The following is a 25,560-nucleotide window of genomic DNA, read 5'->3' as shown; positions in this document are numbered from 1 at the left end:
GGACTACTGCTGTTCGGACAGATAGCTCATGAGCTGGGCGAGCGTCGCTTCCATCTGGTCCTGCATCTGGCTGATCAACTCGTTCTCGCGCATGCCCTCATGGTCCAGCGGCTTGGAATAGCTGTCGGAAAAGGCCTGGAGGTCTTCCTGGTCGAACACGCCCTTGGCGACCAGCTTGGCAAGGATGACGAGCAATCCGTTGGTGTTGGCGATGTTGCCAGCAACCAGTGCCTCGTCGACCATCGTCAGCGGGGAAGCGTCGGCGTCTTCGTCTTCGGTTTCGTCAAATGTCTCGGACATCATGCCATCCTGCCGCTTTTCGCCGACGGTGCAAGCGGTCCCAGCACGGACCAGCGGTCCGCCTTGGCCGCGTAGCTCAAGGTGTAGGCCGGACTGGAGGATGGAAGGTCGATCAGGGTCAGCGCCGATCCGATGAGCGCGCGCCGGCCGATTTTCGCCGCGGTCTGGCCGTTGAAGGCGACGGCGCGAAGATCGCCATGGGTTTCCACATAATCCGCCAGCGGGTTGGCCGTTGCGCCGCGGATGGCCCCGTCGAGGCTTCCGGACCGGGTCGCTTCGGAAACCACGTCCCACAGCGCGATTCGCCGCGCGGCGAGACGCGCCAGTCGCTCCTCATAGTCGAGCGTCGCCAGCGGCTCGCCGATCGCATCGCCCAGCAATCGCCAGAACTGGTTCCGGGGATGGGCATAGTAGCGCTGGGCGGCGAGCGACGCTTCGCCCGGCAGGCTGCCGAGGACCAGCAGCACCGCATCGTCCGACCCGACCGGGCTCATCGAAGCCTTGCGCACCATGCCCTCCCGATAGCGCGGGTGCGGCTGCTTGCCATCTACCCGCTTGCGGCGCAGCGTGCGGGCGGATGGTCTGGCTGTGGTTCTTGTTCGTGCTGGCGGCGGTCGGGATTGGCGCCGCGACGAGCGCGCGCAAGCGGCGGAACCACGCACCGCCGCCGCCCGACCTTTCAAATCAGTCGCCGGGCGATCTTGAGCAACGGGATCAGCTGGAGGCGCTGAAGCGGTACGGTACGCCGGCCGATGCAGCGCGCCTGAAGGAACAGGGAATCGATCTTGGGGCGTTGGGTTACCGGCCGCCTTCCGAACCGTGAGCCGGTTGCCCGATGGGCGACGCAACCGCTAAGGCCCGGGCGATGAACCCCGACGAGCTCCGCATCGCCCTGTTCTCGGGTAATTACAATTATGTCCGGGACGGGGCGAACCAGGCGCTGAATCGTCTCGTCGCTTACCTCTTGCGGCAGGGCGCCCATGTTCGCGTCTATTCGCCGGTCGTCGACGATCCCGCCTTTCCGCCGACCGGCGACCTGGTCGACGTGCCGTCGTTCCCCATCCCCGGCCGCGACGAATATCGCGTGCCGTGGCGGCTGGCGGGCGCGGCGCAGCGCGACCTTGAGCAGTTCGCGCCGAACATCGTCCACATCGCCAGCCCCGACATCGTCGCCCATCGCGCCGTCAGCTGGGCCCGGCGGAACAGGATCCCGGCGGTCGCGTCCATCCACACCCGCTTCGAAACCTACCTCCAATATTATCACCTGGAGAAGCTGGAGCCGATCATTCGCGGCATCTTGCGGCGGCTCTATACGCGCTGCGACGCGATCATGGCGCCCGCGCCGTCGACCGCGGCGATCCTTCGGGCCCAGCGCATGAACCGCGACATTTCGATCTGGGCGCGCGGGGTCGACCGTGGACAGTTCAATCCGCAGCAGCGAAGCGAAGCGTTCCGCACGGCGCACGGGTTCAAGCCCGACGACATGGTGGTCGCGTTCCTCGGGCGCCTGGTGCTGGAAAAGGGGCTCGACGTGTTCGCCGACGCGATCGACGCGGCGCGTGCGCAGGGCACCTCCATTCGCGTGCTGGCCATCGGCGACGGTCCGGCGCGTCCCTATTTCGAGGAACGGCTTCCCGATGCGGAATTCACCGGCCAGTTGACCGGCGACGCCCTGGCCCAAGCGCTGGCGTCGGCGGATGTGTTCCTCAATCCCTCGGTCACGGAAACCTTCGGCAACGTGACCCTGGAGGCGATGGCCTGCGCCCTGCCGGTCGTCGCCGCGGCCGCCTCGGGCGCCACCAGCCTGGTGCAGCATGACGTCACCGGGCAACTCGCCGAGCCGGGCGAGATCGACCAGTACGCCGACGCGCTGACGCGCTACGCCAGCGACCCCGCGCTTCGCAGGAAGCACGGGGCCGCGGGACTGGATTTTGCCCGGACGATGGACTGGGACGAGATCAACGGCGCCGTCCTCAAGACCTACAAGCGGGTCATCGAACGGCGACGGCGGCTGGAAGCGATGCGCTAGAGCCGCTCGACCTTGCGCGCGGTCTCGTCGATCAGGTCGACGATTGCGTTCAGCTTGTCGTCGTCGAACCCGCCCTGCTGGACCTGGTGGAACACGGCGGTCATCAGGTTCTGGACGGCCCGGCGGACCGGAGCGCGGCCGGCGCGGTGTTCGCCATGGCGCTCCAACCGGGCGACGATGTCGCCGATTTCGTCCGCCTTGTTCGCCAGCTCCGCGGTTCCGGCTTCGGTGATGGAATAGGACCGGCGGCCCCCTTCCTCGTCGGCCTGGATCACCAGGCCCTCATCGACCATCAGGTTGAGGGTCGGATAAACGACGCCCGGACTCGGGGCGTAATCGCCGCCCGACAGTTCCTCGATCGCCTTGATCAGCGAATAGCCGTGACGAGGCTCATCACCGACCAGTTTGAGCAGCAGCAGCCGAAGCTGGGTGCCGTCAAACATCCGGCGGCGTCCACGGCCGCCTCCCGGCCCGCCGAACCCGCGTCCGAAACTGGGGCCCAAGCCACCCGGGCCGCCCTCGCCGCCGACCGGATCCCACCGGCCCGAAGCCATCGCGGCCTTCATCGCGCGCCGAGCATAGTGGCCGAAGCGGTCGGCCGACCGATCACAACCGTGATGTCGCATGTCAATTCCTTCAAAATGATCATTCAAGATGGGTCGAAGATATATCTTGATAGAATTTCGTCAAGAGCAGATGCAACGTTCGCCGCGCTTGGCTATTGGCGCTACCGATGGCCGACCTTTTCGCCGACGATCCGCTTCCCGACGACCAAGTGGCCGGCACAGCGCCGCTGGCCGACCGGCTTCGTCCCAAGTCGCTCGAGGAGGTCGTAGGGCAGGAGCATCTGACCGGTCCGGAAGGCGCGATCGGTCGAATGGTCGCGGCCGGCAAGCTGTCGTCGATGATCCTTTGGGGTCCGCCAGGCACGGGCAAGACCAGCATTGCACGGCTACTCGCCGACGCGGTCGGATTGCGTTTCGTGTCGCTGTCGGCGGTGTTCTCCGGCGTCGCGGACCTAAAGAAGGTGTTTGCGGAGGCGAAGACCGCTGCCCGTGCCGGCCAGCGCACCCTGTTGTTCGTGGACGAGATCCATCGCTTCAACCGATCGCAGCAGGACGGTTTCCTGCCCTATGTCGAGGACGGCACCATCACCCTGGTCGGTGCGACGACCGAAAATCCCAGCTTCGAATTGAACGCGGCGCTCCTGAGCCGGGCACAGGTCCTGATCCTTCGCCGCCTCGATCAATCGGCGCTCGCGACCCTGCTCGACAGGGCCGAGCGGGCCGCCGGCGAGGCGTTGCAGCTCGACGATGACGCCCGCGCCGCGCTGGTCGCCAGCGCCGACGGCGATGGCCGTTTCCTGCTCAACCAGGCGGAAACCCTGCTCGACCTGAAACTGAAAGCGCCGCTCGATCCGGCCGGTCTTGCCGCGCTGCTCCAGCGGCGGGTCGCGGTCTATGACAAGGACCGCGAGGGGCACTACAACCTCATCTCCGCGCTTCATAAGTCGATTCGCGGGTCCGACCCGCAGGCGGCGCTCTATTACCTCGCGCGCATGCTGGTCGCGGGTGAGGAGCCGCTGTTCGTCCTTCGCCGTCTCGTGCGGGCGGCGGTGGAGGATGTCGGCCTCGCCGACCCGCAGGCGCTGGTGCAATGCCTTGCCGCCAAGGACGCCTACGACTTCCTCGGCAGCCCCGAAGGCGAGTTGGCGATCGTCCAGGCCTGCCTCTACCTCGCCACCGCGCCCAAATCGAACGCGGCCTACAAGGCGATGGGCGCGGCGTGGCGAAGCGCGCGCGACACGGGATCGCTGATGCCGCCGATGAACATCGTCAACGCGTCGACGCGGCTGATGAAGGACGCCGGTTACGGCAAGGGCTACGAATACGACCACGATGCGGAAGGCGGCTTTTCGGGCGCGAACTACTGGCCTAACGAGATGGAGCCGCAGGCCTTCTATCACCCGGTCGATCGCGGGTTCGAGGCCAAGGTGCGCGAACGCATCGAATGGTGGGATACGAAGCGCAAGGAACTGCGCGGCGACGGTTGAGGCCCGCGCCCGAGGCGCTAGAGTGAGCGTAATGCACGCAACAGAGGGGTGCCTTCACCATGTATCAGAACCAGCCGCCGGCCGCTTACTGGCAAGCACAACTCGTCGAATGGGGACCCAAGGTCCTGTTCGCCGTGCTCATCCTCGTCGTCACGCACTTCCTGGCGAAGGCGGTGCAGTGGGGCGTGTCGCGCGTCGTCGACAAGATGCCGATCCTGAAGCGCCATCCCGGCGTCGGCGGTGACAGCGTCGGCAAGGAGCTTGGCCGCCTCGCCTACTGGCTGATCTGGCTGGTCGGCCTGATCGCGGCGCTGCAGCCGCTTGGCCTGTCGGGCGTGCTGACCCCGGTCACCCAGATGACCAACGAGGTGTTCGCCTTTCTGCCGCGCCTGCTTGGCGCCGGTCTGTTCTTCTTCGCCGGCCTGATCCTTGCCCGCATCGTCCGTCACATCGTCGAGGCCGCGCTGGGTGCGCTCAACCTCGAGAAGCTCGCGGGCCGCGCGGGATTGAAACTTGGCGATGCCCCGGTCACGGTCGACGCGTCCGGCACCGCCAGCGAGGGCACCGCCCCGGCGCGGAGCTCGATCGCCCGCGCGGTCGGAGTCACCGTCAGCGCGACGATCATCATCTTCGCCGCGATCGGCGCGCTGCAGATCCTGCAGGTGTCGGCGATCTCCGATCCGGCGACGGCGATGCTTAACACCATTGCCACCGCCATCCCCCGCGTGCTGGCCGCGCTGGTGTGGCTGGCGATCGCCTTCCTGATCGGCAAATGGGTCAAGGCGCTGATCGAAACCGTGCTCCCCAGCCTTGGCTTCGACAACAGCGTTCGCGCGCTGGGCATCATGCCGGCCAGCGCCAACCCGTCGCGGGTCGTCGGCGCGATCGCCATGACCGCCATCCTGCTGGGCGCGGCGATCGAGGCGGCCCGGCAGCTGGGCGGCGACAGCGTTGCGGTGCTGCTGTTCCAGATCACCGAGCTTGGCGGCAAGGTTATCTTTGGCACGGTCATCATCGTTGTCGGCCTGTTCCTGGCCCGGATCCTGGCCGGGCTGGTCGGCAGTTCGACCGGCGAGGCCGGTTACGCCCAGACCATTGTCAAATACGCTATCCTGGCGCTGTTCACCGCGATCGGCCTGACCTTCATGGGCTTGGCCGACCAGATCGTGATGATGGCGTTCGGCCTGATCCTGGGCTCGGCCGCGGTCGCCACCGCCATCGCCTTCGGGCTTGGGGGACGCGACTTCGCCGCCCGCACGCTGGAGGAATGGCAGCGCGGCAGCCCGCCGTTCGCGCCTCCCCCGCCGCCGCGCCTCAAGAAGGCGCCGCCGGCGGACGACAGCCAGCCGCCGCTGGTCTGATGCCCGATCTTTCGTCCTGGGAGGCGGTGGTCGCCCATGCACTGACGCTTCCCGGGACGGAACTCGGCACCTACTATGGCGGGCCGGCGGTCAGGATCGCCGCCAACGGCCGGCCGCTGGTCACGCCGTCGCGCGAAGCCGACTCGTTCGGCCTGCATATCGACCAGGACAGCAAGCTGGTGCTGATGGAAACCGGCCCGGAGACGTTCTGGCAGACGCCGCATTACGACGGCTACCCCTGCGTCCTCGTCCGCTACAACAGTGACGATCCCGAGCGGGTCGCCGATACTATCGAACGAGCGCGTGACTGGGCGGAGGCGCTGAAGCCTGCCGCATCGCGCAAGAAAGCGTGAGCGGCCGCTTCTCGCGCTTCGTCGCCATCGACTGGTCGGGCGCCAAGGGACAGCGGCACAAGGGCATCGCCATTGCGGAGGCGCGCGCCGACGCCGCGCCCGCGCTGGTCCGGCCGGGTCATGTCTGGTCGCGACGGGAAGTGCTCGACTGGTTGTTGGTGGAGGCGGCCAGGGAACCGACGCTGTTCGGGTTCGACTTCAGTTTCGCACCGCCGTTCGCGGAGCGCGGCGCCTACCTGCCGGGCGAGAACGGCATTCCCGACAATGCGCGCGACTTTTGGGCCTATGTCGACGGCAAGAGCGCCGACGAGGATCTGGGCGCAGCCAGCTTCCTGGAGGAGGTGCACCGCCGCCATTTCTATTTCGGCATCGCCGACGGCGTGAAGGCCGACTTCGTCCGCTTCCGCATTTGCGATGCGCACCTCAACGCGCAGGGTGGTCGCAAGACGGCCAGCGCCTACGACGCGATCGGCGCGGCACAGGTCGCCAAGGCCAGTTTTTCCGGCATGCGATTGCTCCACCGGCTGAGCGAGAGGGTCGCCATCTGGCCGATGGACCCGCTTCCCGGAAACGGCAGCGCCGTTGTCGAGATCTACACCCGGATCTACATCCGCAATGCCGGGTTGCCAGGCAAGAAGGTCCGCACCGCGGCCGAGCTCGACACGGCGCTCGTTGCGCTCGGCAGCGATCCGGCCTTCCTCGACCATGTTCCAACCGATCACCAGACCGACGCGCTGATCACCGCAGCGGGAATGCGGGCGCACGCCGCCAGCCGGTTCGCGTTCGACCCGCCGGGCCTGACGCCGTCTCTTGCCCAAACCGAGGGGTGGACCTTCGGCATCGCCTGAACGACAATCGACGCACCCAGGGGAGGTAATGGTCATGGCACTGTCCCACGCACATCCCGAACGGCATCTTGTCGAACGCATCGGTTGGTTGAGGGCCGCGGTGCTCGGCGCCAATGACGGAATCGTCTCGACCGCCAGCCTGATCGTCGGCGTTGCCGCGGCGGCGTCCGGACGCAACGAGGTGCTGCTCGCCGGGGTCGCCGGCCTCGTCGCCGGCGCGATGTCGATGGCCGCCGGCGAATATGTCTCGGTCAGCTCGCAGGCCGATACGGAGAACGCCGACCTCGCCGCGAGAAGGCGGAACTCGCGACGGCACCGGAATTCGAGCGGGCGGAACTGGCGGCCATCTACCGGCAACGGGGCCTTGACGAGGCGACGGCGGACAAGGTGGCAGAACAATTGATGGCCGCGGATGCGCTTGGCAGTCATGCCCGTGACGAGTTGAGCATCACGCACATCACCACCGCCCGGCCGGTGCAGGCCGCCTTCACCTCCGCGGCGACCTTCACCGCCGGAGCGGCCCTTCCCCTCGCCACTGCCTGGCTGTCCCCCGTCGGTCAGGCGATGATGGTGTCCGTCGCGGTCGCCTCGCTCATCTTCCTGGCGCTTCTCGGCGCGATCGGCGCGAGGGCGGGCGGAGCGCCGGTCGGCAAGGCGACCGCGCGGGTCGCTTTCTGGGGCGCCCTGGCGATGGCGCTGACCGCGGGGATCGGGAAGCTTGCCGGGACGGCGGTATAGGACTGGACTGCCGCTTCCGTCTGACGCAAAGGCTGGCCCGTTGCCGGTTTAGCTCAGCTGGTAGAGCAGCGGTTTTGTAAACCGAAGGTCGCGGGTTCGATTCCTGCAACCGGCACCATCATTCCAATGTGATTGCCTTAAGCGTTGGTCACATTGTAATGGTACGACTCCACGCATTTGGAGTCGCGGCAATGCACACGGGCCTCATGGAAGATCTCTGCCACCTCGTCGAAACTGGAGAGGTGACTCGATCCGGCCTTGCCCGATCCGCCGGCCTGCACGCCAACAGCCTTCGTCGCATGGGTGAGGACGACTGGAATCCCACCGCGGACACGCTGGCCAAGCTGCAGGCCTACCTGGAACGGCGCGAAGGCGGTGCTGCCCTCGCCTCGCCCGAGGAAATCATCAACGAAGCCCGCAACGGGCGGATGTTCATCCTGGTCGACGACGAGGACCGCGAGAATGAGGGCGACCTTATCATTCCCGCGCAGATGGCGACGCCCGACGCGATCAACTTCATGGCGACTCACGGCCGCGGCCTCATCTGCCTCGCCCTCACCCGCGAGCGCGTGACGCAGCTGGGGCTGGAGCCGATGAGCAAGAATAACCAGGCGCGGCACAGCACGGCCTTCACCGTGTCGATCGAGGCCCGCGAGGGGATCGACACCGGGATCAGCGCCGCCGACCGCGCCCGCACCGTCGCCACCGCGATCGACCAGTCGCGCGGCCGCAACGACATCGTCTCGCCCGGCCATGTCTTCCCGCTGATCGCCCAGGACGGCGGCGTTCTCGTCCGCACCGGTCACACCGAGGCCGCGGTCGACATCGCCCGCCTCGCCGGGCTCAACCCGTCGGCCGTGATCTGCGAGATCATGAAGGACGACGGGACCATGGCGCGGCTCGACGACCTGCTGGAATTCGGCCGCAAGCACCGCATGAAGATCGGCACGATCCGCGACCTGATCGCCTATCGCCGCCGTCACGACAACCTGGTCGAGCGGCGCTGCGAGCTCAGCTTCGCCAGCCGCTGGGGCGGCGACTGGAAGGCCATCGTCTTCTACAACCGCGCGACCGAGAGCGAGCAGCTTGTGCTGCAGAAAGGCCATGTCGTCGCCAACCAGCCGACTCTGGTTCGGATGCACCAGAGCAGCGTGCTCGACGATTTGTTTGGCCGCGTCGGTGAGCGAAGCAATATCCTGGAACGGTCGATGGAAATTATCGCCGAGGAAGGCGCCGGCCTGATTGTGTTCATCAGCCGCCGAACGCCCGACATGTTCAGCCGGTCATTCGGCGGGGCCGAGCCGAAACCCGCCCCGTCGTCTGACATGGACGAGCTTCGCGAATATGGCGTCGGCGCGCAGATCCTCGCCGAAATGGGCGTCCATGACATGGTTCTGCTGACCAACACACACCACAGCCTGGTCGCGCTTGACGGCTATGATCTGGCCATCGTCGGCGAACGGCCGATCGATTGCGGGTCGACGCAGGCGTAACGCTCGCTTCGTCGTAAGGCCGGTGCCGTTGGTCGAAGCAACCCGCCGAGAGAATGCACGCGTCTTGATATACTGTCACATGGAGCTATGTGAGCCGCAAATCGGAGATTGAAATGCGCCTCATGCCTGCCCTTCTGGCCACCGTCCTGCTGCCCGTCCCTGCGTTCGCGCAGGATGCGGCGCCCACCGCCCCGTCCCCGGCTCCGCAACCGCAAGCCACCACCGCTGGCGAAGTAGTTGTCACGGGCCGCCGGCGGACCGACGACGTTCTCGGCGAGGTCAAGATCCTGAGCGGCGACGACCTGGCCGCCAGTGTCCGGCCGACGATTGGCGAGACGCTTGCCAAGATTCCCGGCGTCACTGCCACCGGCTCCGGCCCCAACGTCTCGAAGCCGGTTCTTCGCGGACTCGCCGGCGACCGTATCCGCGTCCTGATCGACGGCATCGGCAGTCTCGATGTCTCCGCCTCGTCCAGCGACCATGCGGTGGCGATCAACCCGCTGACCGCCGACTCCATCGAGGTCATTCATGGCCCTGCCGCCCTGATCTATGGTTCCGCGGCGGTTGGCGGCGTGGTCGATGTCCGCGACAGCCGTATTCCGCGCCGCCAGATCGACGCGCCGAGCGTGGCCGGTTCCGTCAGCTATGGCACCGCCGCCGACGAGGTCCTCGCCGGCGGCAAGATCGACATTCCGCTGACCGGCAACCTGGTTGCCCATGTCGATGCCGCTTATAGCCGCAATGACGATCTGAAGACCGGCGGCTACATCCTGTCGCGACCGCTTCGCGAGGAGGCCGCCGCCAGCGACGATCCCGAAATCCGTTCGCTGGCCGATCTCAAGGGCGAACTACCCAACAGCGACGGCAAGTCGTTCGAGGCCGCGGGCGCGCTCGCCTACGTCGATGGCGCGTTCAACGTCGGCGCGTCGGTGTCGCGGCGCACCTCGAATTATGGCGTGCCGATCCGCTATTCGCTCGACCCCGCGGTCGAGGCCGAGGCGGTTCATATCGACCTTGAGCAGACCCGCTACGATGCCCGGGCGGAAATCCCGCTGGAAGGCTTCCTGAAGTCGATCCGGCTTCGCGGTGGATACAACGACTATCAGCATCGCGAGATTGCCGAGGATGGCGAGGTCGGCAGCCAGGTCTTCTCCAAGGGCGGCGAGGCCCGCGCCGACTTCGTCCAGCGCGACAAGGACGGATGGGGCGGCACCAGCGGCCTCCAGCTATTCGACGTCAAGGTTCGGATTAATGGCGACGAGCAGTATCTGCCGCCGAGCCGGTCGCGGGACGTGGCGCTGTTTTCGGTCCAGCACCTGGACCGCGGACCGTGGCGCGTCGAGGGCGGTTTTCGCCTCGAACGCAGCCGGCAGACCGCGCAAGCGAGTGACGTCGTCGGCAACCCCGACCTCCGCCGCGATTTCACCAGCCTGAGCTATTCGGGCGGTGCCAGCTACGCCTTCGCGCCGTCATCGAAGGTGTCGCTCAGCCTCTCGCGCTCGTCGCGTGCGCCGTCGGTCGAGGAACTTTACGCCAACGGCCCACACGCCGGCAACGCGGTCTTCGAGGTCGGCAATCCCAACCTCGGCCAGGAAAAGGGCATCGGTGGCGAGCTGCACCTGCACCATCACGCCGGGCCGATCACCTTCGACGCAACCGTCTATCGCACGCGCTATTCGAACTTCATCTACCAGGCGCCGACCGGCGAGATCGAGGACGACTTCCCGGTCTACGAATACCGGCAGGGCCGTGCGACCTATACCGGTTTCGAGGTCCAGGCCGAGGCCGGGCTTGGCACCGTATCGGGCTGGAAGCTGGGCGCGGAGGCCAGCGCGGACAAGACCCGCGCAACCATCCGCGGCTTCGGCCCGGCGCCGCTGATCCCGCCACTTCGGGTGATCGGCGCGCTGACCGCCGAACGCGGACCGGTCAGCACCCGGCTGGAGGTCGAGCACGACTGGTCGCACGATCGCGTCGCGCCACTGGAAACGGCGACCCCGGGCTTCACCCTGATCAACGCGTCGGTCGAGTGGCAGCCGCTTCGCGAGCGGCCTGAATTGACGCTGGGCCTTGCGGCCAACAATATCTTCGATGTGGAGGCGCGGCGCTCGACCAGCCTGCTGAAGGATTATGCGCCGCTGGCGGGGCGGGACATTCGCCTGACCGCCAGGTTCAACTACTAGGGATCGAGCCTCAAAGCTCGATCCCGGCGGCAATCGCTTCCAGCTTGCGGACGCGTTCCTTGAGGTCGGCGATCTCGATCCGGCCCCGGCGGGCGGCAGGGTCGCGTCGCCGGCATGGCTCGCCAGTTCGAGCCGCTTGAGGTCCAGCCAGCCCTGCCATCCCTTGAGCGCAGCGAAGCTTGCCGCAACGATGGTCAGCAGGACGGTTGCGCCGATCAGTCCGGCGGAAATCGGGTCCATCATCATTTCTCTCCCCGAAGAGCTTCGATTTCGCGGGCCAGCTCGTCGTTCTGCGTGTGCAGGTGATGGTCGATGGCCATCATCCGGCGATCGTTCTCATCGAGCTTGGTGCGAAGGTCATGGACGGATGCGCGCGGCGCGCGGCGGTTCATGTCGCCATATTCGCCGCCGAGGACCGGCGGGCGCCGGCGTTCGCCGAAGCGGTTGATGACGCCCTTCTTCTGGAAGTGCAGGTAAAGCCCGGCGCCGACATAGGCGATGATCGCCAGCTTCCAGCTGATCAGCAACGCGATGGCGGCGAAGCCGACCCGGATGAAGGTCGGGTCGATGTTGAACACCTCGCCCAGGGTCGAAGCGACGCCGGCCAGCTTCTTGTCGCGGCGGTTCATCGAATAGCGTGACATGGTCTGGTCCCCTTCTTAACGGCGGGCCGCGAGCGCGGCTTTCATGGCGTCGAGTTCCGCGTCGACCGCTTCGGCGGTACGCAGTTCGGCGAATTCTTCTTCCAGGCTGCGCGGACCCGACAAAGCGAGCGCGTCGGCGTGGCCTTCGGCCAGGTCGGCGCGGCGTTCCAGCAGTTCGAAGCGCGCGAACGCATCTTCGGTACGGCTGCCGTGGAGCACTTCGCGGGTACGGGCGCGGGACATGGCGCTTTCCATCCGGAGTTCGATCGACTGCTGGCGGGCGCGAGCCTCGGCCAGCTTGGCCTGAAGCCGTTGAATATCAGCTTCATAGCCGCGAAGCACCTGCTCGATCTGCGCGATTTCGGCGTGCAGGCCCTCGGCGATTTCCTGGACTTTCTGCTTTTCGCAAAGGGCGGCGCGGGCGAGGTCCTCGCGGCCCTTGTCGAGCGCCAGCTGGGCCTTGTCGCCCCAGTCGAGGCCGAGACCGTCGAGGCGCTGGCAGGCGCGGCGCATTTCCTTGATGTCGGCGATCGAGCGAGCCGCGGTGGCGCGGACGTCGGACAGCGTGTCTTCCATCTCGATGATGATCATCCGAATCATCCGCGCCGGGTCTTCCGAGCGGTCGAGCAGCTCGGTGACGTTCGCGGCGATGATGTCGCGGGTGCGGGTGAAGATCGGGCCCGAGAGCAGCCCCGCCAGCGGCGCGAAGCGGACAGTGGTCGTCTGACCCTGGTCCGCCTCGCTGCCGGGCCGCGGGATGCGGACGGCGGGGCGTGCTTCGATCGGTTCGAAATCAGGCATAGGTCACGATTTCCGAGTTGGCCGAAGCCGCTGAGACAGTGCTCGGCGCAATGGCGGCGCCGACGGCGATCGAGCTCATCAGCAGCGAAGCGAACGCCGCCATCAGATGACGCTTGAACGTGAGACCGGACATTTTCATTCTCCCTTTTGTGAACCGCCGCATGGGAGCAGCAGGTTCATGCCGAGTTCATTTCATGAGCCGTGCCAATTGCGGTTTTCCGCCAAAAAATTGATTGGCGAGCATCGAATCCGCCGAGGTTGGCGGATTTTCCCACCCAAGGTTGGGACGGATTACCAACCGGGTGCGGGGGAACTTGCGACCCTGCTGGGGCTTTCCTGTCGGACACCATTTTTCCGAAAAGGACAGTCGATGCTTGCCAAGATTCTCGGGGCCCTCGCGGGCGAAAAGATTGCCGGACGCAACAACAAGGCCGCCGGCGCGCTGATCGGCGCCGCCGTGCCCATGATCGCCCGTCGCGGGCTGGGTCCGCTGTCGCTGGCTCTTGGCGCCGGCTGGGCGGCGAAGAAGATTTACGATCGCCGGCGCGACCGCCGCACGGGTCAGGCCTCGGCCTGATCCCCGAGGGCGTCGTCGTCACCCTTCAGATAGGGTTCGACCTTGCCCTTGAGCTTGATCGTCATCGGCTGGCCGTAGCGATCGAGGCTGCGGCCGGCCGCGACACGAATCCAGCCTTCGGAGACGCAATATTCCTCGACGTTGGTTTTTTCCGCGCCGTTGAACTTGATGCCGATGCCCTGTTCCAGCAGCGGCTGGTTGAAATGCGGGCTGCGCGGGTCGAGCGAAAGGCGGTCGGGAAGGTCGGTCATGGCGGGGCGTCTAGCCGCTGGCGTTCGCCCCCGTCAACGCGGGTGCGGTTGAGGCGCGCGGCGTTAGAGACTAGGGGAACCAGCGAATCCGTGAACGACCGGCGCCCGCAAGAAGCCCGGCGATGAAAGGTGAGGATGACCGAGACTCCGACGCGTGCCAACCGCCCGGCGCTGGCACTGCATGTGCCCGAGCCCGCGTACCGTCCTGGCGACGCCCCTGACTTCTCCTCGATCAGCGTTCCGGCGGCCGGCGAAGCGCCCCGCCCGGACATCGCGGCCGAGGCGGAGGCGACCCAACCGCTGACTACCCACCTCGTGCGCGTCCTGGACGATGAAGGCCGGGCGGTCGGCCCGTGGGACCCGCGCCTCGACCCCGACACGCTGCGCAAGATGCTGAAGGACATGAAGACCGTCCGGGTCTTCGACGACCGCATGTATCGCGCTCAGCGGCAGGGCAAGACCAGCTTTTACATGAAGTGCACCGGCGAAGAGGCGATCGCGGTCGCCGCCGCCACGGCGATGGACCCGGAAGACATGCACTTCCCGACCTATCGCCAGCAGGGCCTGCTCGTCGCCCGCGGCTATCCGCTCAAGACGATGATGTGCCAGATCTACTCGAACGCCGGTGACCCGCTACACGGCCGCCAGCTGCCGATCATGTATTCCGACAAGAAGCATGGCTTCTTCTCCATCTCCGGCAACCTTGGCACGCAGTATCCGCAGGCGGTCGGCTGGGCGATGGCCAGCGCGATCCGCGGGGACAGCCGCATCGCGATGGGCTGGATCGGCGACGGCGCGACGGCAGAGGGCGACTTCCATTCCGCACTGACCTTCGCCGCCGTCTACCAGGCGCCCGTTATCCTTGCGGTGGTCAACAACCAGTGGGCGATTTCCAGTTTCAGCGGCATCGCCGGGGCGGAGCAGGCGACCTTCGCCGCCCGCGCGGTCGGCTATGGCATCGCCGGGCTCCGCGTCGACGGCAATGACGCCCTGGCAGTCTATGCCGCGGTCCGCTGGGCGTCCGAGCGCGCACGGTCGAACAAGGGACCGACGCTGATCGAGTTCTTCACCTATCGCGCCGAGGGCCATTCGACGTCGGACGACCCGACCGGATACCGCCCCGCCGGCGAAGCGCAGAAGTGGCCGCTGGGCGACCCGATCGCCCGGCTGAAGGCGCACCTCGTCGCACTCGGCGAATGGGATGACGAGCGCGACGCAGCGCTTGACAAGGACCTCGACGCGTTCGTTCGCGCCGCACAGAAGGAAGCCGAGGCCATGGGCACGCTGCCGCAGCAGGGCTTCGACAATATCCCGTCGATGTTCGAAGACGTTTACGCCGACACGCCGTGGCACCTCGCCGAGCAGCGCGATGCATCGATGGCCGAGGCACGCGAATTCCTGGGGCACGAACCGAAATGACCCAAGGACCCACCAAAACCCGCAACATGATCGAGGCGATCAACGACGCCCATCGCGTGATGATGGAGCGGGACGAGACCGTCGTCGTCTATGGGGAGGACGTCGGTTATTTCGGCGGCGTGTTCCGCGCGACCGCGGGCCTGCAGAAACAGTTCGGCAAGACCCGCTGTTTCGACGCGCCGATCTCGGAAGGCGGCATCGTCGGCACTGCGGTCGGCATGGCCGCCTATGGGCTGAAGCCGGTCATCGAGATCCAGTTCGCCGATTATATCTACCCCGGCTACGACCAGATCGTCAGCGAAGTGGCGCGCATGCGTTATCGCACTGCCGGTGAATGGACCATGCCGATGGTCATCCGCTCGCCCTATGGCGGCGGCATCTTTGGCGGCCAGACTCACAGCCAGTCGCCCGAGGCGCTGTTCACCCACATTGCCGGCATCAAGACGGTCATCCCGTCGAACCCTTACGACGCCAAGGGCCTGCTGATCGCGGCTATCGAGGACCCCGACCCGGTCGTCTTTTTCGAACCCAAGCGCATCTACAACGGCCCATTCGACGGCCATCACGACCGGCCGGTGACGCCCTGGTCGAAGCGGGAAGAGGCCGAGGTTCCCGACGGTCACTACACCGTTCCCCTCGGCAAGGCGGCGATCGTCCGCCCCGGCGAGGAACTGACCGTTCTGGCGTACGGCACGATGGTCCACATCGCCCGCGCGGCGGTCGAGGAGAACGGGATCGACGCCGAGGTCATCGACCTGCGCACGCTGGTGCCGCTGGACATCGAGACCATCGAGGAATCGGTCAAGAAGACCGGCCGCTGCCTGGTCGTCCAGGAAGCGACCAAGACGTCGGGGTTCGGCGCCGAGCTCGCCGCGCTGGTGCAGGAACGCTGTTTCTATCACCTCGAGGCGCCGGTCGAGCGGGTGACGGGGTGGGACACGCCCTACCCCCACGCCTATGAATGGATTTACTTCCCCGGCCCGCTGCGGATGAAGAACGCACTCAAGAAGGTACTCGCATAATGGCGACCTATCAGTTCAAGCTGCCCGACATTGGCGAAGGCATCGCCGAGGCGGAAATCGTCGCCTGGCACATCAAGGTCGGCGACCGGGTCGAGGAAGACCAGCAGCTGGCCGACATGATGACCGACAAGGCGACGGTCGAGATGGAAAGCCCGGTCGCGGGGACCGTTACCAGGCTTGCCGGCGAGGTCGGCGACCAGGTCGCCATTGGCAGCGTGCTGGTCGAAATCGAGACCGAGGGCGACGCCGCCGCGAGCGCCCCGGAACGGACGCCGACCACCACCGACGAACAGCCGCTGGCCGACGGGATCGTCGAGCCGACGGCGGCGCAAGAGGAAGAGATTCCGGTCACCGCGACCGCGCCGGCACCGGCTGCTGCTCAGGCCTCTGCCCCGGCTGTGCGCGAACCCGCCCCGGCCCCGGCCGCGCACGGCGCCAAGGTGCTTGCCTCGCCGGCCGTCCGCCAGCGCGCCCGCGACCTCGGCATCGACCTGTCAGAAGTGAAAACGTCGAGCGACCGCATCCGCCATGCCGACCTCGACGCCTACCTTCTCTACAATGGTGGCAGCGTGTCGCACGGCGGCGGCGCGCGCCGCGCCGACGAGACGATCAAGGTCGTCGGGCTTCGCCGCAAGATCGCGGAAAACATGCAGGAAGCGAAGCGCCGCATCCCGCACTTCGCGCTGGTCGAGGAATTCGACGTTACCGACCTCGAGGACACGCGGGCGATGATGAACCGCGACCGCGGCGACAATCCGAAGCTGACGATCCTTCCGTTTCTGATCACCGCGCTCAGCAAGGCGGTGGCGGACTGGCCGATGATCAACGCGACCTACGACGATGCCGCCAACGTGGTGACCCGTCACGGCGCGGTGCACATGGGCGTCGCGACCCAGACCGACGGCGGCCTGATGGTCCCCGTCATCCGCGACGCGCATGGCAAGAGCGTGTGGCAGCTGGCGCGCGAAATCCTTCGCCTGAGCGAGGCAGCGCGCACCGGCAAGGCGACCCGCGAGGAACTGACCGGGCCGACCTTCACGATCAGTTCGCTTGGCCCGATGGGCGGGATCGCCTCGACCCCGGTCATCAACCCGCCGCAGGTCGCGACCATCGCGGTCAACAAGCTCGAGGAAAAGGTCGTCGTCGTCGATGGCGACCTAGAAGTGCGCAAGCGCATGAATTTATCGCTGTCCTGCGATCACCGCGTGGTCGACGGCTGGGATGCGGCAAACTTCATGCAGCACCTCAAGGGCTTCATCGAAAACCCGATCCAGCTGCTTTCGGCCTGACCGTCCGATAAGGCTGGATTCCCCGCGGCGTTGGGCGCATGGTCGCGCCGCGCCTCCTGTGCCTGCGTTTACAATGACCGCATCCGGGGGGAAGCCATGTCTCAATCGATCGTCCTGTCGCGCCGTGCCCTGATCGGGACCGGTGTCAGCCTCGTCGCCGCGCGCGCCATCGGTGCAGTCCCCACGTCCGCCCAGGAACTCGGACCCTTCTACCCGGTGATCCGACCGTTGGAGCAGGACGCCGACCTTACCCGCGTCAAGAATGGCAAGGGCGTCGCCAGCGGCCAGGTCATCGACGTATTCGGCCGGGTGACCGACGCCGCCGGCCGGCCGGTACCGCAGGCACGGCTGGATATCTGGCAGGCCAATGCACTCGGCCGTTACGACCATCCCGGCGACGCCCGCGACGTTCCGCTCGACCCCAATTTCCAGGGTTCGGCGATCATCGTCGCCGACGCGGACGGCAACTACCGGTTCCGGACGATCAAGCCCGGCGCCTACCCGATCCCCGGCGACCGGGTGCGGCCGCCCCACATCCACGTCGACGTCACGGGCCGGAAAGAGCGGCTGACGACGCAGATGTATTTTGCCGGCGACCCGCTCAACGAAAAGGACTTCATCTTCGCGGTTGCCAATCCCAAGTCGAGCGTGCTGGCGAAGTCGGTCGGTGCCGTGACCCCGGAACCCGGCGCCGTGGGCTGGCAATGGGACATCGTCCTAGCGGTTGGCTAGGACCTAGGCCTTGCCGACCGGCAACTCAGGCCGCGCGCTGCGCCGTGCCCGAGACGCTCAGGCGTCCTGGACCGGCGAACACGAAATAGAGGAAGACGAAGCAGTAGAGAATGGCCGCGTCGCCCATGTTGTTGACCGGCCAGAAGTTCTGCGGCGCGTGGCCGATGAAATAGGCCGCGGCCATCGTTCCCGACGCCAAGAACGCCGCCGGACGCGTAAACAGGCCCAGCGCGATTAGCGCGCCCGCCACCAGTTCGATGATCCCGGCATAAGCGCCGGGATTGTCGAGCGCGAGGCCCATGCCCGCCATCTGGCCGTGGGGAAAACCAAGGAATTTCTGCGTGCCATGCGCCAGGAACAGGAGGCCGGCCATGATCCGGAGCACGCCGAGCATGAGCGGCGCCTTGTCGTCGAGTTGGTTGGTCATTCGATCAATCTCCAAGAGTGTGAGGGTCAGGCGGCCAGGCGCTCGACTTCGGCGAGGCCATTGGCGATGCCCGCGGCGCGCTGGTCGGGGCCGTAGTTGACGCCGTCGGAGTGAACGAACTCCGGCTCGATGCCGATGAAATTGAACAGGCTCTTCAGATAGCTTTCGACATGCTCGAATGCGTTATCCGGGGTGTAGAAACCACCGCGCGAGATGGCGATCACCACGCGCTTGCCGCCAGCAAGGCCTTCGGGACCGGCGTCGGTATAGCGGAAGGTTTTGCCGGCCACCGCGATGCGGTCGATCCACGCTTTCAACTGGCTGGGGATCGAAAAATTATACATCGGCGCGCCGATCACGACGGCGTCGGCGGCAAGGAATTCGTCGAGGACGTCATCGTCACCCGATCCGCCAAGGGTCAGGTGCGAAAGCGGGGTCGCGACTAGGTCGCGCTGGACAAGCTTCGCGTCGGGTGCGGAGCGGCGCAGCTGGCCGACCGTTGCCTCGGTCAACTGACGGCTGACGCTGGCGTCGCCGGTGATGCTGCTGTCGATCTTGAGGATGGTGGTCATGATTTGGTCCTTGGTATTGATTTGTTACCGGGACACTTTAAATAACCAGGCATGGACGTCGCACAAGAACGCAAAATTTTGTCACCAGGTCACATTTCTGTGACCGCCCCCGGGCAAGCTTCGAGCGGGCATTTGACCGAGGTCGCGCCCCCGCCCGAACTCCACCAGGCCGGCTGCAAGAACGTCGCGCCGGTGCTCAACCGCGTGGGCGACAAATGGAGCATGCTGATCGTCATGATCCTGAGCGACGGACCCAAGCGCTTTTCGGAATTGAAGCGCGCCATCGACGGCATTTCACAGCGGATGCTGACGCTCAGCCTGCGCGGGCTGGAGCGTGACGGGCTCGTCACCCGAACGGTGACGCCCACCATCCCGCCGCGCGTCGACTATGAATTGACCGAGCTGGGGGTCAGCCTTCGCGGACCCGTCCGCGCGCTTGGCGACTGGGCAATCGAGCACATCGGCTGCATCCGCGCCGCACAGGAACGGTTTGACAAGGCCAACGACGCCTAGCGGTAGACGGCCTGGACCCGCGTATAGACGTCGCGGTTCCAGCGTCCGTGCTCGGCCACGCCAAAGCCGCTGTCCTTCCAGCCGACGAACGGCCCACCGGCGTCGAACGGAGGCCGCGCCCGATTGATCGACAGAATTCCCGCCATCGCGACGCGGCGAAAGCGGGCAATCCGTGCCTCATCGGTCGAAAATAGCGCACCCAGAAGGCCAGCACCGGTGCGGTCATGCGCGGCTAGGGCATCATCGAAGGTCGTGACGCTTTCCAGCGCGACCACCGGCCCGAACTGCTCATCGCAGACCAGGGGGTGTGCGGGGTCGATATGGTCGACGATCGTCGGCGCGAGCCAGCTTCCGCCTTCCAAGCCGCCGTCTTCCCCGCCGCAAAGCAGACGTCCGCCCGAGGTTCCTACCGACGCGATCGTCGTCAGAAGTTGGTCGCGCTTCGCCTCGCTGATCACCGGCCCGATGATCGTCGCCGGGTCCGACGGCATGCCAATGGGGAGTGCCCGCGTCGCGGCCGCGAGTCGCTCCGTGAATGCCTCCGCGATCGAATCCAGAAGGATAACCCGGCGGACCGCAGTGCAGCGCTGGCCAGAGAAGCTGAACATGGCGGCCGCGAGATCGACCGCGGCTGCGTCAAGGTCGGCGCTCTCGTCGACGATCGCCGCATTGTTGCCGCCCATCTCCGCCTGCACGGGGATGCGGCGATGGCCGCCGAGGCCGGCCAGTTGCTGGCCGGCGAGCGTCGAGCCAGTGATCGACACCGCATCCGCGACGTTTGCGACCGCACGGCCGACCGATGGCCCGCCTTGGGCGACGGCGATGAAGTCGGCCAGGCCGGCAGCCTCGAGGCTTTCGATGAGCCGGGTGGCGATGCGCGCGCCCGGGAACGCGGGCTTCAGCAGCGCGACATTGCCGAACCCGAGCGCGGGCGCGATCTTGCCGACGGCGAGTGCGAACGGATTGTTCCAAGGCGTGATCAGGCCGACCAGCCCATGCGGATGGCGGGCGACATGCGGGGCTTCGTCGCCGAGCGCGACCGTCGCGGCAACATTGGCGAGCAGGTCGAGTCCGTAGGCGACCTCGCCCTCGGCATCTCGCCTCGGCTTGGCGACATCGCGGACGATCGCTTCGACCCAGTCCGGGCGGCGCGCGTTCAAGTCGTCGTGCCAGCGACGAAGCCTTGACGCGCGCTCGGCCGTCGGCAGTTCCTTCAAGCCGGGCTGCCGGCAACGAAGGGTGTCGGCGGCCGCCGCGACGCTGGCCGGCGAGCCGCTTTCGACTTCGAACAGGATGGCAGTGCGGTCGGTCGGATCGACATGACGCCACATGACCGGCGCCGGCGAAACGCCGCCAAGCGAAGCGAGCCGGACCGAGGTCATGGCCCTGCGGTCCAGCCACTCCAGCGCCAAATCGCCGTCCAAGGGGGAGTCGCTGCCGACGGCCTCGGTCGCAATGGCGACATCATAACCGCGGGCGTAGGCGGAAACGGCGGCCGCCCGAATGCAGGCGTGCGACTGCACGCCCATCAGGACGACCCGCGCCACCCCGGATTCGCGGAGCCGTTCGTCCAGTTCGGGCCGGTCGAACGGATCGAAGAATCGCTTGATGACCACCGACTCGCCATCGACCGCCGTCAGCTCGGGCGGCGACTCCGCACCCGCCGAGCCCGCGACCACTTCGGGTACGTCGCGCCGATGCGGCATGACCTGATCGGCGTCACTTTCGGTCCGCACATGGACCACCAGCCAGCCCTTCGACCGCGCATAGCCAAGCAAGGCTTCGGCGTTCGCGACCAGCGTTTCCGCCTCCGGCATCAGGCCGCGCCGCGCGAGATAATCGCGCTGCAGGTCGATCGACAGGAGCGCGATGCGGCCGGTCACGGCCGATGCTGGTCGAGCAGCCGTTCCAGTCGATCGCCGACGGCAGCACCGAATTCCGCAGTTCCAACCGGCGCCTGACCCGGCGCCGCGACATCACTGGTGACGATGCCATCGGCCAGGGTCTGCCGGACGGCGGCGCGCAGGAGCACATCGGCTTCGGGCCAGTCGAAACTTTCGCGAAGCATCATGCCGAGCGACAGGATTTGCCCGGTCGGGTTGGCGACGCCCATGCCGGCAATCGCCCGCGCCGCGCCATGGCCGGTCTGGTAGACGCCATTGCCGGAATCGTTGAAATTGCCGGAGAAGGACAGCCCGCGCGAGGCCAGCAGCAGCGCGCCGCAATCCGCCAGCACGTCGCCGAACATGTTGGGCGACACCAGCACATCGAACTGGCCGGGGTCGGCAATCAGCTGGTAGACCGCATTGTCGATCTCCAGCTCGTTCAAGCGCACATCGAACCTGCGCGCGATCGGATCGGCACAGTCGCGCCACAGGTGGGTGATCGATGGGATACCGCCGGGTTTGAGGACGATGGTCAGGGAGCCGCGGCGGGTGCTCGCCAGCCGCGCCGCGACCTCCAGGATCCGGCAGACGTCGGCCTCGCGATAGTGGAAGCGATGATGTGCAACGCGGCCATCATCGCCGCGCTCGTCGCTCCATTCGCCCTGGTAGATGCCGCCCATATTCTCCCGGACGGCGATCATGTCGGCCTTTGCAACTGTGGCGTCGCGGACCGATCCGGCGCCGCGCAACTCGGGAAACGGCTCGATCGGCGTGAACTTGCAATAGAGGTCGAATTCCCGCCGCACCTCGTAGACGAAGCGATCGCCGCCCGGGCCGCAGAACAGGGCGCCGCCCAGCGCGAAGACCTCGCGCGCCTGCGCCTTCACCGCCTCCGACAGGCTACTTCCGGACTCGATCTTGGCGGGCAGGCCGATCAGCCCGCCTTCATGGAGGACAAGGCGCCGACCGAAATGCTCGCCAAGCCGTTCGAGCAGGCGGACCGCAACCGGCACGACTTCTTCGCCGATTCCTTCACCAACAAACACGCCAATGTGATGATCGCGGGAACGGTCGAACGAAGCGAACGGCGTTTGAAGCACTGACGTCAGCCGTGGCCGGGCATTCCCATCGCTCATCGGTCGGCTGATCATCTTATGCATCCTGGCGAGCTCCAAGCGCTTCGATCGCGGGCTTCAACTGTCGCCCCAGGTCGTGGCGAACAATCTTTCCCATGGAATTGCGCGGCAGCTTCTCGATGCGGATGATCTCGAAATCCCGAAGCGTCACGGCCTCGGTGATCGCAGGGCGTATGGCCTCGACATCGACCGATGCTTCACAGACCAGCGCAACGACCCCGTGGTCGCTGCTCGTCGTGCTGACCACGCAGACCGCCGCATCGTCGATTCCCTCGATTTTCAGCAGGCGCGTCTCCATCGCTGCCGCATTATGTTTGGTGCCGCCAAGGTTGAGCGTTTCCGAAACGCGTCCCTCTATCGCCAGCAGTCCGTCCTCGTGGAGCACCGCCAGGTCTCCAGGATAAAACCAGCGGTCGCCCTTGCCCGAGCCGCGATAGGCGGCCCGGCACACCGCCGGCCCCTGGATGGCAAGCTCGCCCGCGACCCCCGGCGGACATTCGACGCCCCTGTCGTCGGCGACACGGACCGTGACCCCTTCACGCACGAACCCGACCGCGCCGGGATGACGATCGAGAAGGTCGCTACTTCCCGATGCGACACTCCCGCCCTCTGTAGAGCCGTAGCTGATGACGATCTCGCGACCGACATCCTGCAAAGCTGCATCGCGCACCGCAGTTGGCAGGCGTGCCCCGAGTACCATGATCGTGCGATCTTCGCGGCCCAGCCACGGTCCGTCATTTTTCTTCAGGCGGTGGGACAGTTCGTCGGGCGAACACACGAACAGGTTCGACCGCTCGATCGTCCTGCGGAGCCCTTTTTCGTCGCCCTGCGGGTAGAACAGCACCGTTCCGCCCGCGCGCCAGGTCGCCAGCGGATAGCGGAAACCGGCCGTGGTCGTCATCGACAGGAAGTCGAACAGTTTCGTGTCGCCGGTGACGAACTCCCCGGCTTGCGCCAATCGCTGTTCGATCATCGCGCTGTCCCACTCGACGCGCTTGGGCGTGCCGGTCGTGCCCGAGGACATGTTCAATCGGACCGCTCGCGGGTGGAGCGTGATCGGGTCGTCGCCGCGGACCGGGGCAAGCAGCGCTGCCCGGAACGGGATCAGGCGCAGCGGCTTTGGCACGGGTTCGCCGGGTCGCGCTGGACCGATCAGGATCTTGACGAGCCGCGCTTGGATCAGCCGGGCCAGCCCCTGTCCCGATCCAACCGAAGCATGTGTCGCGCCAATCGCCATGATAGCGAGATGCGCGATCCAGTTGTCGAGGCTTTGTCCGTCGCGGTTGGATCCCGCGCCAATCGCGATTCGACTACTCGGCCCGACACCGGCCTGCCGGAAATAGGCGATTGCCGCGCGCACCAGCCGGCGCAACTCGCCATAAGTCAGGTGCTGGGCGCCCGCCGCGACCGCCACGCGGTCTTCGGCTGCGCCCGGTGCGATCAAATCCACCGTTGTCCCCCTGGCGCCAACGATAGGGATAAAGCCGTGCGCCGCAAGACACGCCAATGACCCCGATTGTTGATCGTCGTCCTTGTGTCGCTGCACCGCAACCATTTGTGTCTTCGCGCATTCTCCAAACTGCCACCGACCTCCGGTATTCGAGGTGGGGCGGGAGAACAGCAATGGCGCGTACGATCCGGTTTTTCAGCGATTCCCCCTGGACGCAGCGTGACACCCAGACGCTGCGCGCCTTCTACACCAACGAGATTCCGCCCGCCGAGATCGCGCGGATGCTCGGCCGGCCTGAAGAGGAGGTGCGACAGCGCACCCGGATGCTCGGCCTTGAAATGCCGCGCATTCACGTCCTCGCGCGCTGAAGCGGCGTCAGGCGACCAGTCGCCTCAGCTTGGCAAGGGCGACTGAATCGCCTTCTTCGGGCGCGATCGTCCCGACGAATTTGCCGTCAGCACCGAACAGCAGCACCGTCGCCGTGTGATCGACGGAATAGTCGCCATTCTCGCCGGCCACCTTGGCCGAAAAAATCCCGAACTGCTTCTTCACCCCATCGATCTGCGCCGGACTTCCGGTCAATCCGATGACCGGCGCGCCGAACAGGTCCGCGTACTTGCCGACCTCGGCCGGGCCATCCCGTTCCGGATCGACTGTCACGAACAGCAGCGGCATTGCTGCCGGCGCAATCCCCGCCTGCTGGCGAAGCCGCGCCATCCGGGCCAGCGTCGTCGGGCAGACGTCGGGACAATGGGTGAAGCCGAAGAAGATGGCGTAGGGCTTGCCGTTGAGTCGGCTGCTGGAGAACACCTTCCCGTCGCTGCCCGTCAGGGAAAACGGCCCGCCCAGCGTGCTGACATCGGTCGACTGCTCGACCTCAAGCGGAGGGCGGCCGGGCGAAGCAGTAGATAGGCCATCCCCCCAAGCGCGAGGATCACGAGCGCCCAAATGGCCAGCTGGACGCGCCGAAGGGTTCGCACCCGGTCAGTGTCCGCCATGCGCGCCTGCTCCGTTGTTGGTGACGGTTGCCGTCACGGTTCGCTCGCCGCTCCGTTCGAAGGTCAGGCGAAGCGATACCGTTCCACCCGCCACCAGCGATCGCTGCAACTTCATCAGCATGACATGGTCCCCGCCCGGGCGAAGGACAGCCGTCGCGCCGGCCCCGATCGCGAGGCCGTCCGCCAGCGGCCGCATCCGGGCGACACCGTCCTCGGTTGAGGAACGGTGCAGCGAGGCCTCGGCCCCGTCGGCCGTGACGCTGACCAGCCGGTCCGCGCCGCCCTGGTTGGTGATGGTGAAATAGGCCGCGGACGATTGCCCCGCGGCGGCCGGACGCGCCCAGGCGTCGGTGACGTTAAGGTTGGGCGATGCGGGGCTGCAGGCAGCGACCAGCACGGCCAACGCCGAAGCGATAAGAATGCGCATGGCCGCCCGCTAGCGAGGAATGCCGCCCGCCGCCAGTCCGGCGCGCTTGCCCCGGCGC

At 66.5% G+C, this 25,560-nt stretch carries 29 protein-coding genes, 1 tRNA gene and 2 pseudogenes; 17 read left to right on the top strand and 15 right to left on the bottom strand.

Translation table 11 applies throughout. The features are described from left to right. Positions 1-3 precede the first annotated feature (3 nt). Positions 4-300, bottom strand: a complete 297-nt coding sequence (locus tag H9L12_RS01830; RefSeq protein ID WP_187542386.1) for a hypothetical protein — start codon at positions 298-300, stop codon at positions 4-6. Then, entirely contained in the window at positions 300-812 is a 513-nt protein-coding gene (locus tag H9L12_RS01825; protein ID WP_187542385.1) for a DNA-deoxyinosine glycosylase, read from the bottom strand. Before H9L12_RS01825 ends, H9L12_RS01830 begins: the two co-directional genes overlap by 1 nt. 65 nt (positions 813-877) lie before the next feature. On the opposite strand from H9L12_RS01825, the gene H9L12_RS01820 reads away from it, so the two are divergent. Both H9L12_RS01820 and H9L12_RS01815 read left to right on the top strand, forming a co-directional pair. Further along, positions 878-1,123: a hypothetical protein gene (locus H9L12_RS01820; RefSeq protein WP_187542384.1), complete on the top strand. Its 246-nt coding sequence runs from the start codon at positions 878-880 to the stop codon at positions 1,121-1,123. Between the two features lie 42 nt (positions 1,124-1,165). Then, entirely contained in the window at positions 1,166-2,329 is a 1,164-nt protein-coding gene (locus H9L12_RS01815) for a glycosyltransferase family 4 protein (protein WP_187542383.1), read from the top strand. Here the strand turns inward: H9L12_RS01815 and H9L12_RS01810 are convergent. Continuing rightward, positions 2,326-2,955 (bottom strand): PadR family transcriptional regulator, encoded by a 630-nt coding sequence (locus tag H9L12_RS01810; protein ID WP_246450501.1) that lies wholly within the window; start codon positions 2,953-2,955, stop codon positions 2,326-2,328. The genes H9L12_RS01815 and H9L12_RS01810 overlap by 4 nt on opposite strands. A gap of 107 nt (positions 2,956-3,062) precedes the next feature. Between H9L12_RS01810 and H9L12_RS01805 the strand changes: the two genes are divergently transcribed. The 8 genes and pseudogenes from H9L12_RS01805 to H9L12_RS01770 all read left to right on the top strand — a co-directional run bounded on the left by H9L12_RS01805 (position 3,063) and on the right by H9L12_RS01770 (position 11,358). After that, positions 3,063-4,382 (top strand): replication-associated recombination protein A, encoded by a 1,320-nt coding sequence (locus tag H9L12_RS01805; RefSeq protein WP_187542382.1) that lies wholly within the window; start codon positions 3,063-3,065, stop codon positions 4,380-4,382. A 59-nt stretch (positions 4,383-4,441) separates the two neighbouring features. Then, complete coding sequence (locus H9L12_RS01800; protein ID WP_187542381.1) at positions 4,442-5,743, top strand: mechanosensitive ion channel; 1,302 nt, start codon at positions 4,442-4,444, stop codon at positions 5,741-5,743. Next, positions 5,743-6,096: a hypothetical protein gene (locus tag H9L12_RS01795; protein WP_187542380.1), complete on the top strand. Its 354-nt coding sequence runs from the start codon at positions 5,743-5,745 to the stop codon at positions 6,094-6,096. The genes H9L12_RS01800 and H9L12_RS01795 overlap by 1 nt, the downstream gene beginning before the upstream one ends. Further along, on the top strand, positions 6,093-6,944 hold the full coding sequence (locus H9L12_RS01790; protein ID WP_187542379.1) for a hypothetical protein: 852 nt from the start codon (positions 6,093-6,095) through the stop codon (positions 6,942-6,944). Before H9L12_RS01795 ends, H9L12_RS01790 begins: the two co-directional genes overlap by 4 nt. Positions 6,945-6,972: 28 nt before the next feature. Beyond that, positions 6,973-7,682: pseudogene (locus tag H9L12_RS01785) on the top strand (VIT1/CCC1 transporter family protein). A gap of 42 nt (positions 7,683-7,724) precedes the next feature. Beyond that, a tRNA-Thr gene (locus H9L12_RS01780) sits at positions 7,725-7,800 on the top strand. 73 nt (positions 7,801-7,873) lie between these two features. Next, a complete protein-coding gene (gene ribB, locus H9L12_RS01775) occupies positions 7,874-9,175 on the top strand; it encodes a 3,4-dihydroxy-2-butanone-4-phosphate synthase (protein ID WP_187542378.1) in 1,302 nt (433 codons plus the stop codon). 113 nt (positions 9,176-9,288) lie between these two features. After that, a complete protein-coding gene (locus H9L12_RS01770; RefSeq protein ID WP_187542377.1) occupies positions 9,289-11,358 on the top strand; it encodes a TonB-dependent receptor in 2,070 nt (689 codons plus the stop codon). 10 nt (positions 11,359-11,368) lie between these two features. Here H9L12_RS01770 and H9L12_RS13295 read toward each other — a convergent pair. The 4 genes and pseudogenes from H9L12_RS13295 to H9L12_RS01755 form a co-directional block, all read right to left on the bottom strand. Next, positions 11,369-11,601, bottom strand: a pseudogene (locus tag H9L12_RS13295) (hypothetical protein). Then, positions 11,601-12,002, bottom strand: a complete 402-nt coding sequence (locus H9L12_RS01765; RefSeq protein WP_187542376.1) for a PspC domain-containing protein — start codon at positions 12,000-12,002, stop codon at positions 11,601-11,603. The pseudogene H9L12_RS13295 and the gene H9L12_RS01765 overlap by 1 nt, the downstream one beginning before the upstream one ends. A 15-nt stretch (positions 12,003-12,017) precedes the next feature. Continuing rightward, the gene (pspA, locus tag H9L12_RS01760; RefSeq protein ID WP_187542375.1) at positions 12,018-12,803 is read right to left on the bottom strand and encodes a phage shock protein PspA; all 786 of its coding nucleotides are present in this window, start codon (positions 12,801-12,803) and stop codon (positions 12,018-12,020) included. Then, positions 12,796-12,936: a hypothetical protein gene (locus H9L12_RS01755; protein ID WP_187542374.1), complete on the bottom strand. Its 141-nt coding sequence runs from the start codon at positions 12,934-12,936 to the stop codon at positions 12,796-12,798. Before H9L12_RS01755 ends, pspA begins: the two co-directional genes overlap by 8 nt. 75 nt (positions 12,937-13,011) lie before the next feature. On the opposite strand from H9L12_RS01755, the gene H9L12_RS13290 reads away from it, so the two are divergent. Continuing rightward, positions 13,012-13,380, top strand: a complete 369-nt coding sequence (locus H9L12_RS13290; RefSeq protein WP_246450500.1) for a hypothetical protein — start codon at positions 13,012-13,014, stop codon at positions 13,378-13,380. On the opposite strand, the gene H9L12_RS01745 is transcribed toward H9L12_RS13290, so the two are convergent. Then, positions 13,365-13,631 (bottom strand): DUF3297 family protein, encoded by a 267-nt coding sequence (locus H9L12_RS01745; RefSeq protein WP_187542373.1) that lies wholly within the window; start codon positions 13,629-13,631, stop codon positions 13,365-13,367. The two genes, H9L12_RS13290 and H9L12_RS01745, sit on opposite strands and share 16 nt — an antisense overlap. A 135-nt stretch (positions 13,632-13,766) precedes the next feature. Here H9L12_RS01745 and H9L12_RS01740 point away from each other — a divergent pair, with 135 nt between their 5' ends. The 4 genes from H9L12_RS01740 to H9L12_RS01725 all read left to right on the top strand — a co-directional run bounded on the left by H9L12_RS01740 (position 13,767) and on the right by H9L12_RS01725 (position 18,093). Beyond that, positions 13,767-15,050 (top strand): 3-methyl-2-oxobutanoate dehydrogenase (2-methylpropanoyl-transferring) subunit alpha, encoded by a 1,284-nt coding sequence (locus H9L12_RS01740; RefSeq protein ID WP_187542372.1) that lies wholly within the window; start codon positions 13,767-13,769, stop codon positions 15,048-15,050. Then, the gene (locus tag H9L12_RS01735; protein ID WP_187542371.1) at positions 15,047-16,072 is read left to right on the top strand and encodes an alpha-ketoacid dehydrogenase subunit beta; all 1,026 of its coding nucleotides are present in this window, start codon (positions 15,047-15,049) and stop codon (positions 16,070-16,072) included. Before H9L12_RS01740 ends, H9L12_RS01735 begins: the two co-directional genes overlap by 4 nt. Further along, positions 16,072-17,361 (top strand): dihydrolipoamide acetyltransferase family protein, encoded by a 1,290-nt coding sequence (locus H9L12_RS01730; protein WP_187542370.1) that lies wholly within the window; start codon positions 16,072-16,074, stop codon positions 17,359-17,361. Before H9L12_RS01735 ends, H9L12_RS01730 begins: the two co-directional genes overlap by 1 nt. A 96-nt stretch (positions 17,362-17,457) precedes the next feature. Next, on the top strand, positions 17,458-18,093 hold the full coding sequence (locus tag H9L12_RS01725) for a dioxygenase family protein (protein WP_187542369.1): 636 nt from the start codon (positions 17,458-17,460) through the stop codon (positions 18,091-18,093). A 25-nt stretch (positions 18,094-18,118) separates the two neighbouring features. Here the strand turns inward: H9L12_RS01725 and H9L12_RS01720 are convergent, their stop codons facing one another. Both H9L12_RS01720 and H9L12_RS01715 read right to left on the bottom strand, forming a co-directional pair. Continuing rightward, complete coding sequence (locus tag H9L12_RS01720) at positions 18,119-18,520, bottom strand: DoxX family protein (protein ID WP_187542368.1); 402 nt, start codon at positions 18,518-18,520, stop codon at positions 18,119-18,121. Positions 18,521-18,546: 26 nt separating this feature from the next. Next, a complete protein-coding gene (locus H9L12_RS01715) occupies positions 18,547-19,092 on the bottom strand; it encodes an FMN-dependent NADH-azoreductase (protein ID WP_187542367.1) in 546 nt (181 codons plus the stop codon). 132 nt (positions 19,093-19,224) lie between these two features. Between H9L12_RS01715 and H9L12_RS01710 the strand changes: the two genes are divergently transcribed. Beyond that, positions 19,225-19,605, top strand: a complete 381-nt coding sequence (locus tag H9L12_RS01710) for a winged helix-turn-helix transcriptional regulator (protein WP_246450499.1) — start codon at positions 19,225-19,227, stop codon at positions 19,603-19,605. Here the strand turns inward: H9L12_RS01710 and H9L12_RS01705 are convergent. The 3 genes from H9L12_RS01705 to H9L12_RS01695 are packed head-to-tail and all read right to left on the bottom strand — an operon-like array spanning position 19,602 to position 24,077. Beyond that, positions 19,602-21,488, bottom strand: a complete 1,887-nt coding sequence (locus H9L12_RS01705) for an aldehyde dehydrogenase family protein (RefSeq protein WP_187542365.1) — start codon at positions 21,486-21,488, stop codon at positions 19,602-19,604. The two genes, H9L12_RS01710 and H9L12_RS01705, sit on opposite strands and share 4 nt — an antisense overlap. Beyond that, the gene (locus H9L12_RS01700; protein WP_223177140.1) at positions 21,485-22,642 is read right to left on the bottom strand and encodes an isocitrate/isopropylmalate family dehydrogenase; all 1,158 of its coding nucleotides are present in this window, start codon (positions 22,640-22,642) and stop codon (positions 21,485-21,487) included. Before H9L12_RS01700 ends, H9L12_RS01705 begins: the two co-directional genes overlap by 4 nt. Position 22,643: 1 nt before the next feature. Beyond that, positions 22,644-24,077, bottom strand: coding sequence for a class I adenylate-forming enzyme family protein (locus H9L12_RS01695; protein ID WP_187542364.1), 1,434 nt, complete (start codon positions 24,075-24,077; stop codon positions 22,644-22,646). A 173-nt stretch (positions 24,078-24,250) separates the two neighbouring features. Here H9L12_RS01695 and H9L12_RS01690 point away from each other — a divergent pair, with 173 nt between their 5' ends. Then, on the top strand, positions 24,251-24,445 hold the full coding sequence (locus H9L12_RS01690; RefSeq protein ID WP_187542363.1) for a hypothetical protein: 195 nt from the start codon (positions 24,251-24,253) through the stop codon (positions 24,443-24,445). 7 nt (positions 24,446-24,452) lie between these two features. On the opposite strand, the gene H9L12_RS01685 is transcribed toward H9L12_RS01690, so the two are convergent. Both H9L12_RS01685 and H9L12_RS01680 read right to left on the bottom strand, forming a co-directional pair. Beyond that, a complete protein-coding gene (locus tag H9L12_RS01685) occupies positions 24,453-24,887 on the bottom strand; it encodes an SCO family protein (RefSeq protein WP_187542362.1) in 435 nt (144 codons plus the stop codon). 174 nt (positions 24,888-25,061) lie between these two features. Next, on the bottom strand, positions 25,062-25,502 hold the full coding sequence (locus H9L12_RS01680) for a copper chaperone PCu(A)C (RefSeq protein WP_187542361.1): 441 nt from the start codon (positions 25,500-25,502) through the stop codon (positions 25,062-25,064). Between the last annotated feature and the right edge of the window lie 58 nt (positions 25,503-25,560).

The organism is Sphingomonas rhizophila (assembly GCF_014396585.1).
GTDB lineage: Bacteria > Pseudomonadota > Alphaproteobacteria > Sphingomonadales > Sphingomonadaceae > Sphingomicrobium > Sphingomicrobium rhizophilum.
Note: the sequence above shows the minus strand (reverse complement) of the source record. Positions and strands in the feature narration are given on the sequence as shown.

Excerpts from the sequence above, each read along its gene's own strand:
- H9L12_RS01715 (WP_187542367.1), bottom strand. The coding sequence starts at position 19,092 with ATGACCACCATCCTCAAGATCGACAGCAGCATCACCGGCGACGCCAGC.
- H9L12_RS01820 (WP_187542384.1), top strand. The coding sequence starts at position 878 with ATGGTCTGGCTGTGGTTCTTGTTCGTGCTGGCGGCGGTCGGGATTGGC.
- H9L12_RS01735 (WP_187542371.1), top strand. The coding sequence starts at position 15,047 with ATGACCCAAGGACCCACCAAAACCCGCAACATGATCGAGGCGATCAAC.
- H9L12_RS01720 (WP_187542368.1), bottom strand. The coding sequence starts at position 18,520 with ATGACCAACCAACTCGACGACAAGGCGCCGCTCATGCTCGGCGTGCTC.
- H9L12_RS01810 (WP_246450501.1), bottom strand. The coding sequence starts at position 2,955 with ATGCGACATCACGGTTGTGATCGGTCGGCCGACCGCTTCGGCCACTAT.
- H9L12_RS01700 (WP_223177140.1), bottom strand. The coding sequence starts at position 22,642 with ATGATCAGCCGACCGATGAGCGATGGGAATGCCCGGCCACGGCTGACG.
- H9L12_RS01740 (WP_187542372.1), top strand. The coding sequence starts at position 13,767 with ATGACCGAGACTCCGACGCGTGCCAACCGCCCGGCGCTGGCACTGCAT.
- H9L12_RS01830 (WP_187542386.1), bottom strand. The coding sequence starts at position 300 with ATGTCCGAGACATTTGACGAAACCGAAGACGAAGACGCCGACGCTTCC.
- H9L12_RS01770 (WP_187542377.1), top strand. The coding sequence starts at position 9,289 with ATGCGCCTCATGCCTGCCCTTCTGGCCACCGTCCTGCTGCCCGTCCCT.
- H9L12_RS01805 (WP_187542382.1), top strand. The coding sequence starts at position 3,063 with ATGGCCGACCTTTTCGCCGACGATCCGCTTCCCGACGACCAAGTGGCC.
- H9L12_RS01765 (WP_187542376.1), bottom strand. The coding sequence starts at position 12,002 with ATGTCACGCTATTCGATGAACCGCCGCGACAAGAAGCTGGCCGGCGTC.
- ribB (WP_187542378.1), top strand. The coding sequence starts at position 7,874 with ATGCACACGGGCCTCATGGAAGATCTCTGCCACCTCGTCGAAACTGGA.
- H9L12_RS01725 (WP_187542369.1), top strand. The coding sequence starts at position 17,458 with ATGTCTCAATCGATCGTCCTGTCGCGCCGTGCCCTGATCGGGACCGGT.
- H9L12_RS01680 (WP_187542361.1), bottom strand. The coding sequence starts at position 25,502 with ATGCGCATTCTTATCGCTTCGGCGTTGGCCGTGCTGGTCGCTGCCTGC.
- pspA (WP_187542375.1), bottom strand. The coding sequence starts at position 12,803 with ATGCCTGATTTCGAACCGATCGAAGCACGCCCCGCCGTCCGCATCCCG.
- H9L12_RS01800 (WP_187542381.1), top strand. The coding sequence starts at position 4,442 with ATGTATCAGAACCAGCCGCCGGCCGCTTACTGGCAAGCACAACTCGTC.
- H9L12_RS01745 (WP_187542373.1), bottom strand. The coding sequence starts at position 13,631 with ATGACCGACCTTCCCGACCGCCTTTCGCTCGACCCGCGCAGCCCGCAT.
- H9L12_RS01825 (WP_187542385.1), bottom strand. The coding sequence starts at position 812 with ATGGTGCGCAAGGCTTCGATGAGCCCGGTCGGGTCGGACGATGCGGTG.
- H9L12_RS01755 (WP_187542374.1), bottom strand. The coding sequence starts at position 12,936 with ATGTCCGGTCTCACGTTCAAGCGTCATCTGATGGCGGCGTTCGCTTCG.
- H9L12_RS01815 (WP_187542383.1), top strand. The coding sequence starts at position 1,166 with ATGAACCCCGACGAGCTCCGCATCGCCCTGTTCTCGGGTAATTACAAT.
- H9L12_RS01730 (WP_187542370.1), top strand. The coding sequence starts at position 16,072 with ATGGCGACCTATCAGTTCAAGCTGCCCGACATTGGCGAAGGCATCGCC.
- H9L12_RS01795 (WP_187542380.1), top strand. The coding sequence starts at position 5,743 with ATGCCCGATCTTTCGTCCTGGGAGGCGGTGGTCGCCCATGCACTGACG.
- H9L12_RS01690 (WP_187542363.1), top strand. The coding sequence starts at position 24,251 with ATGGCGCGTACGATCCGGTTTTTCAGCGATTCCCCCTGGACGCAGCGT.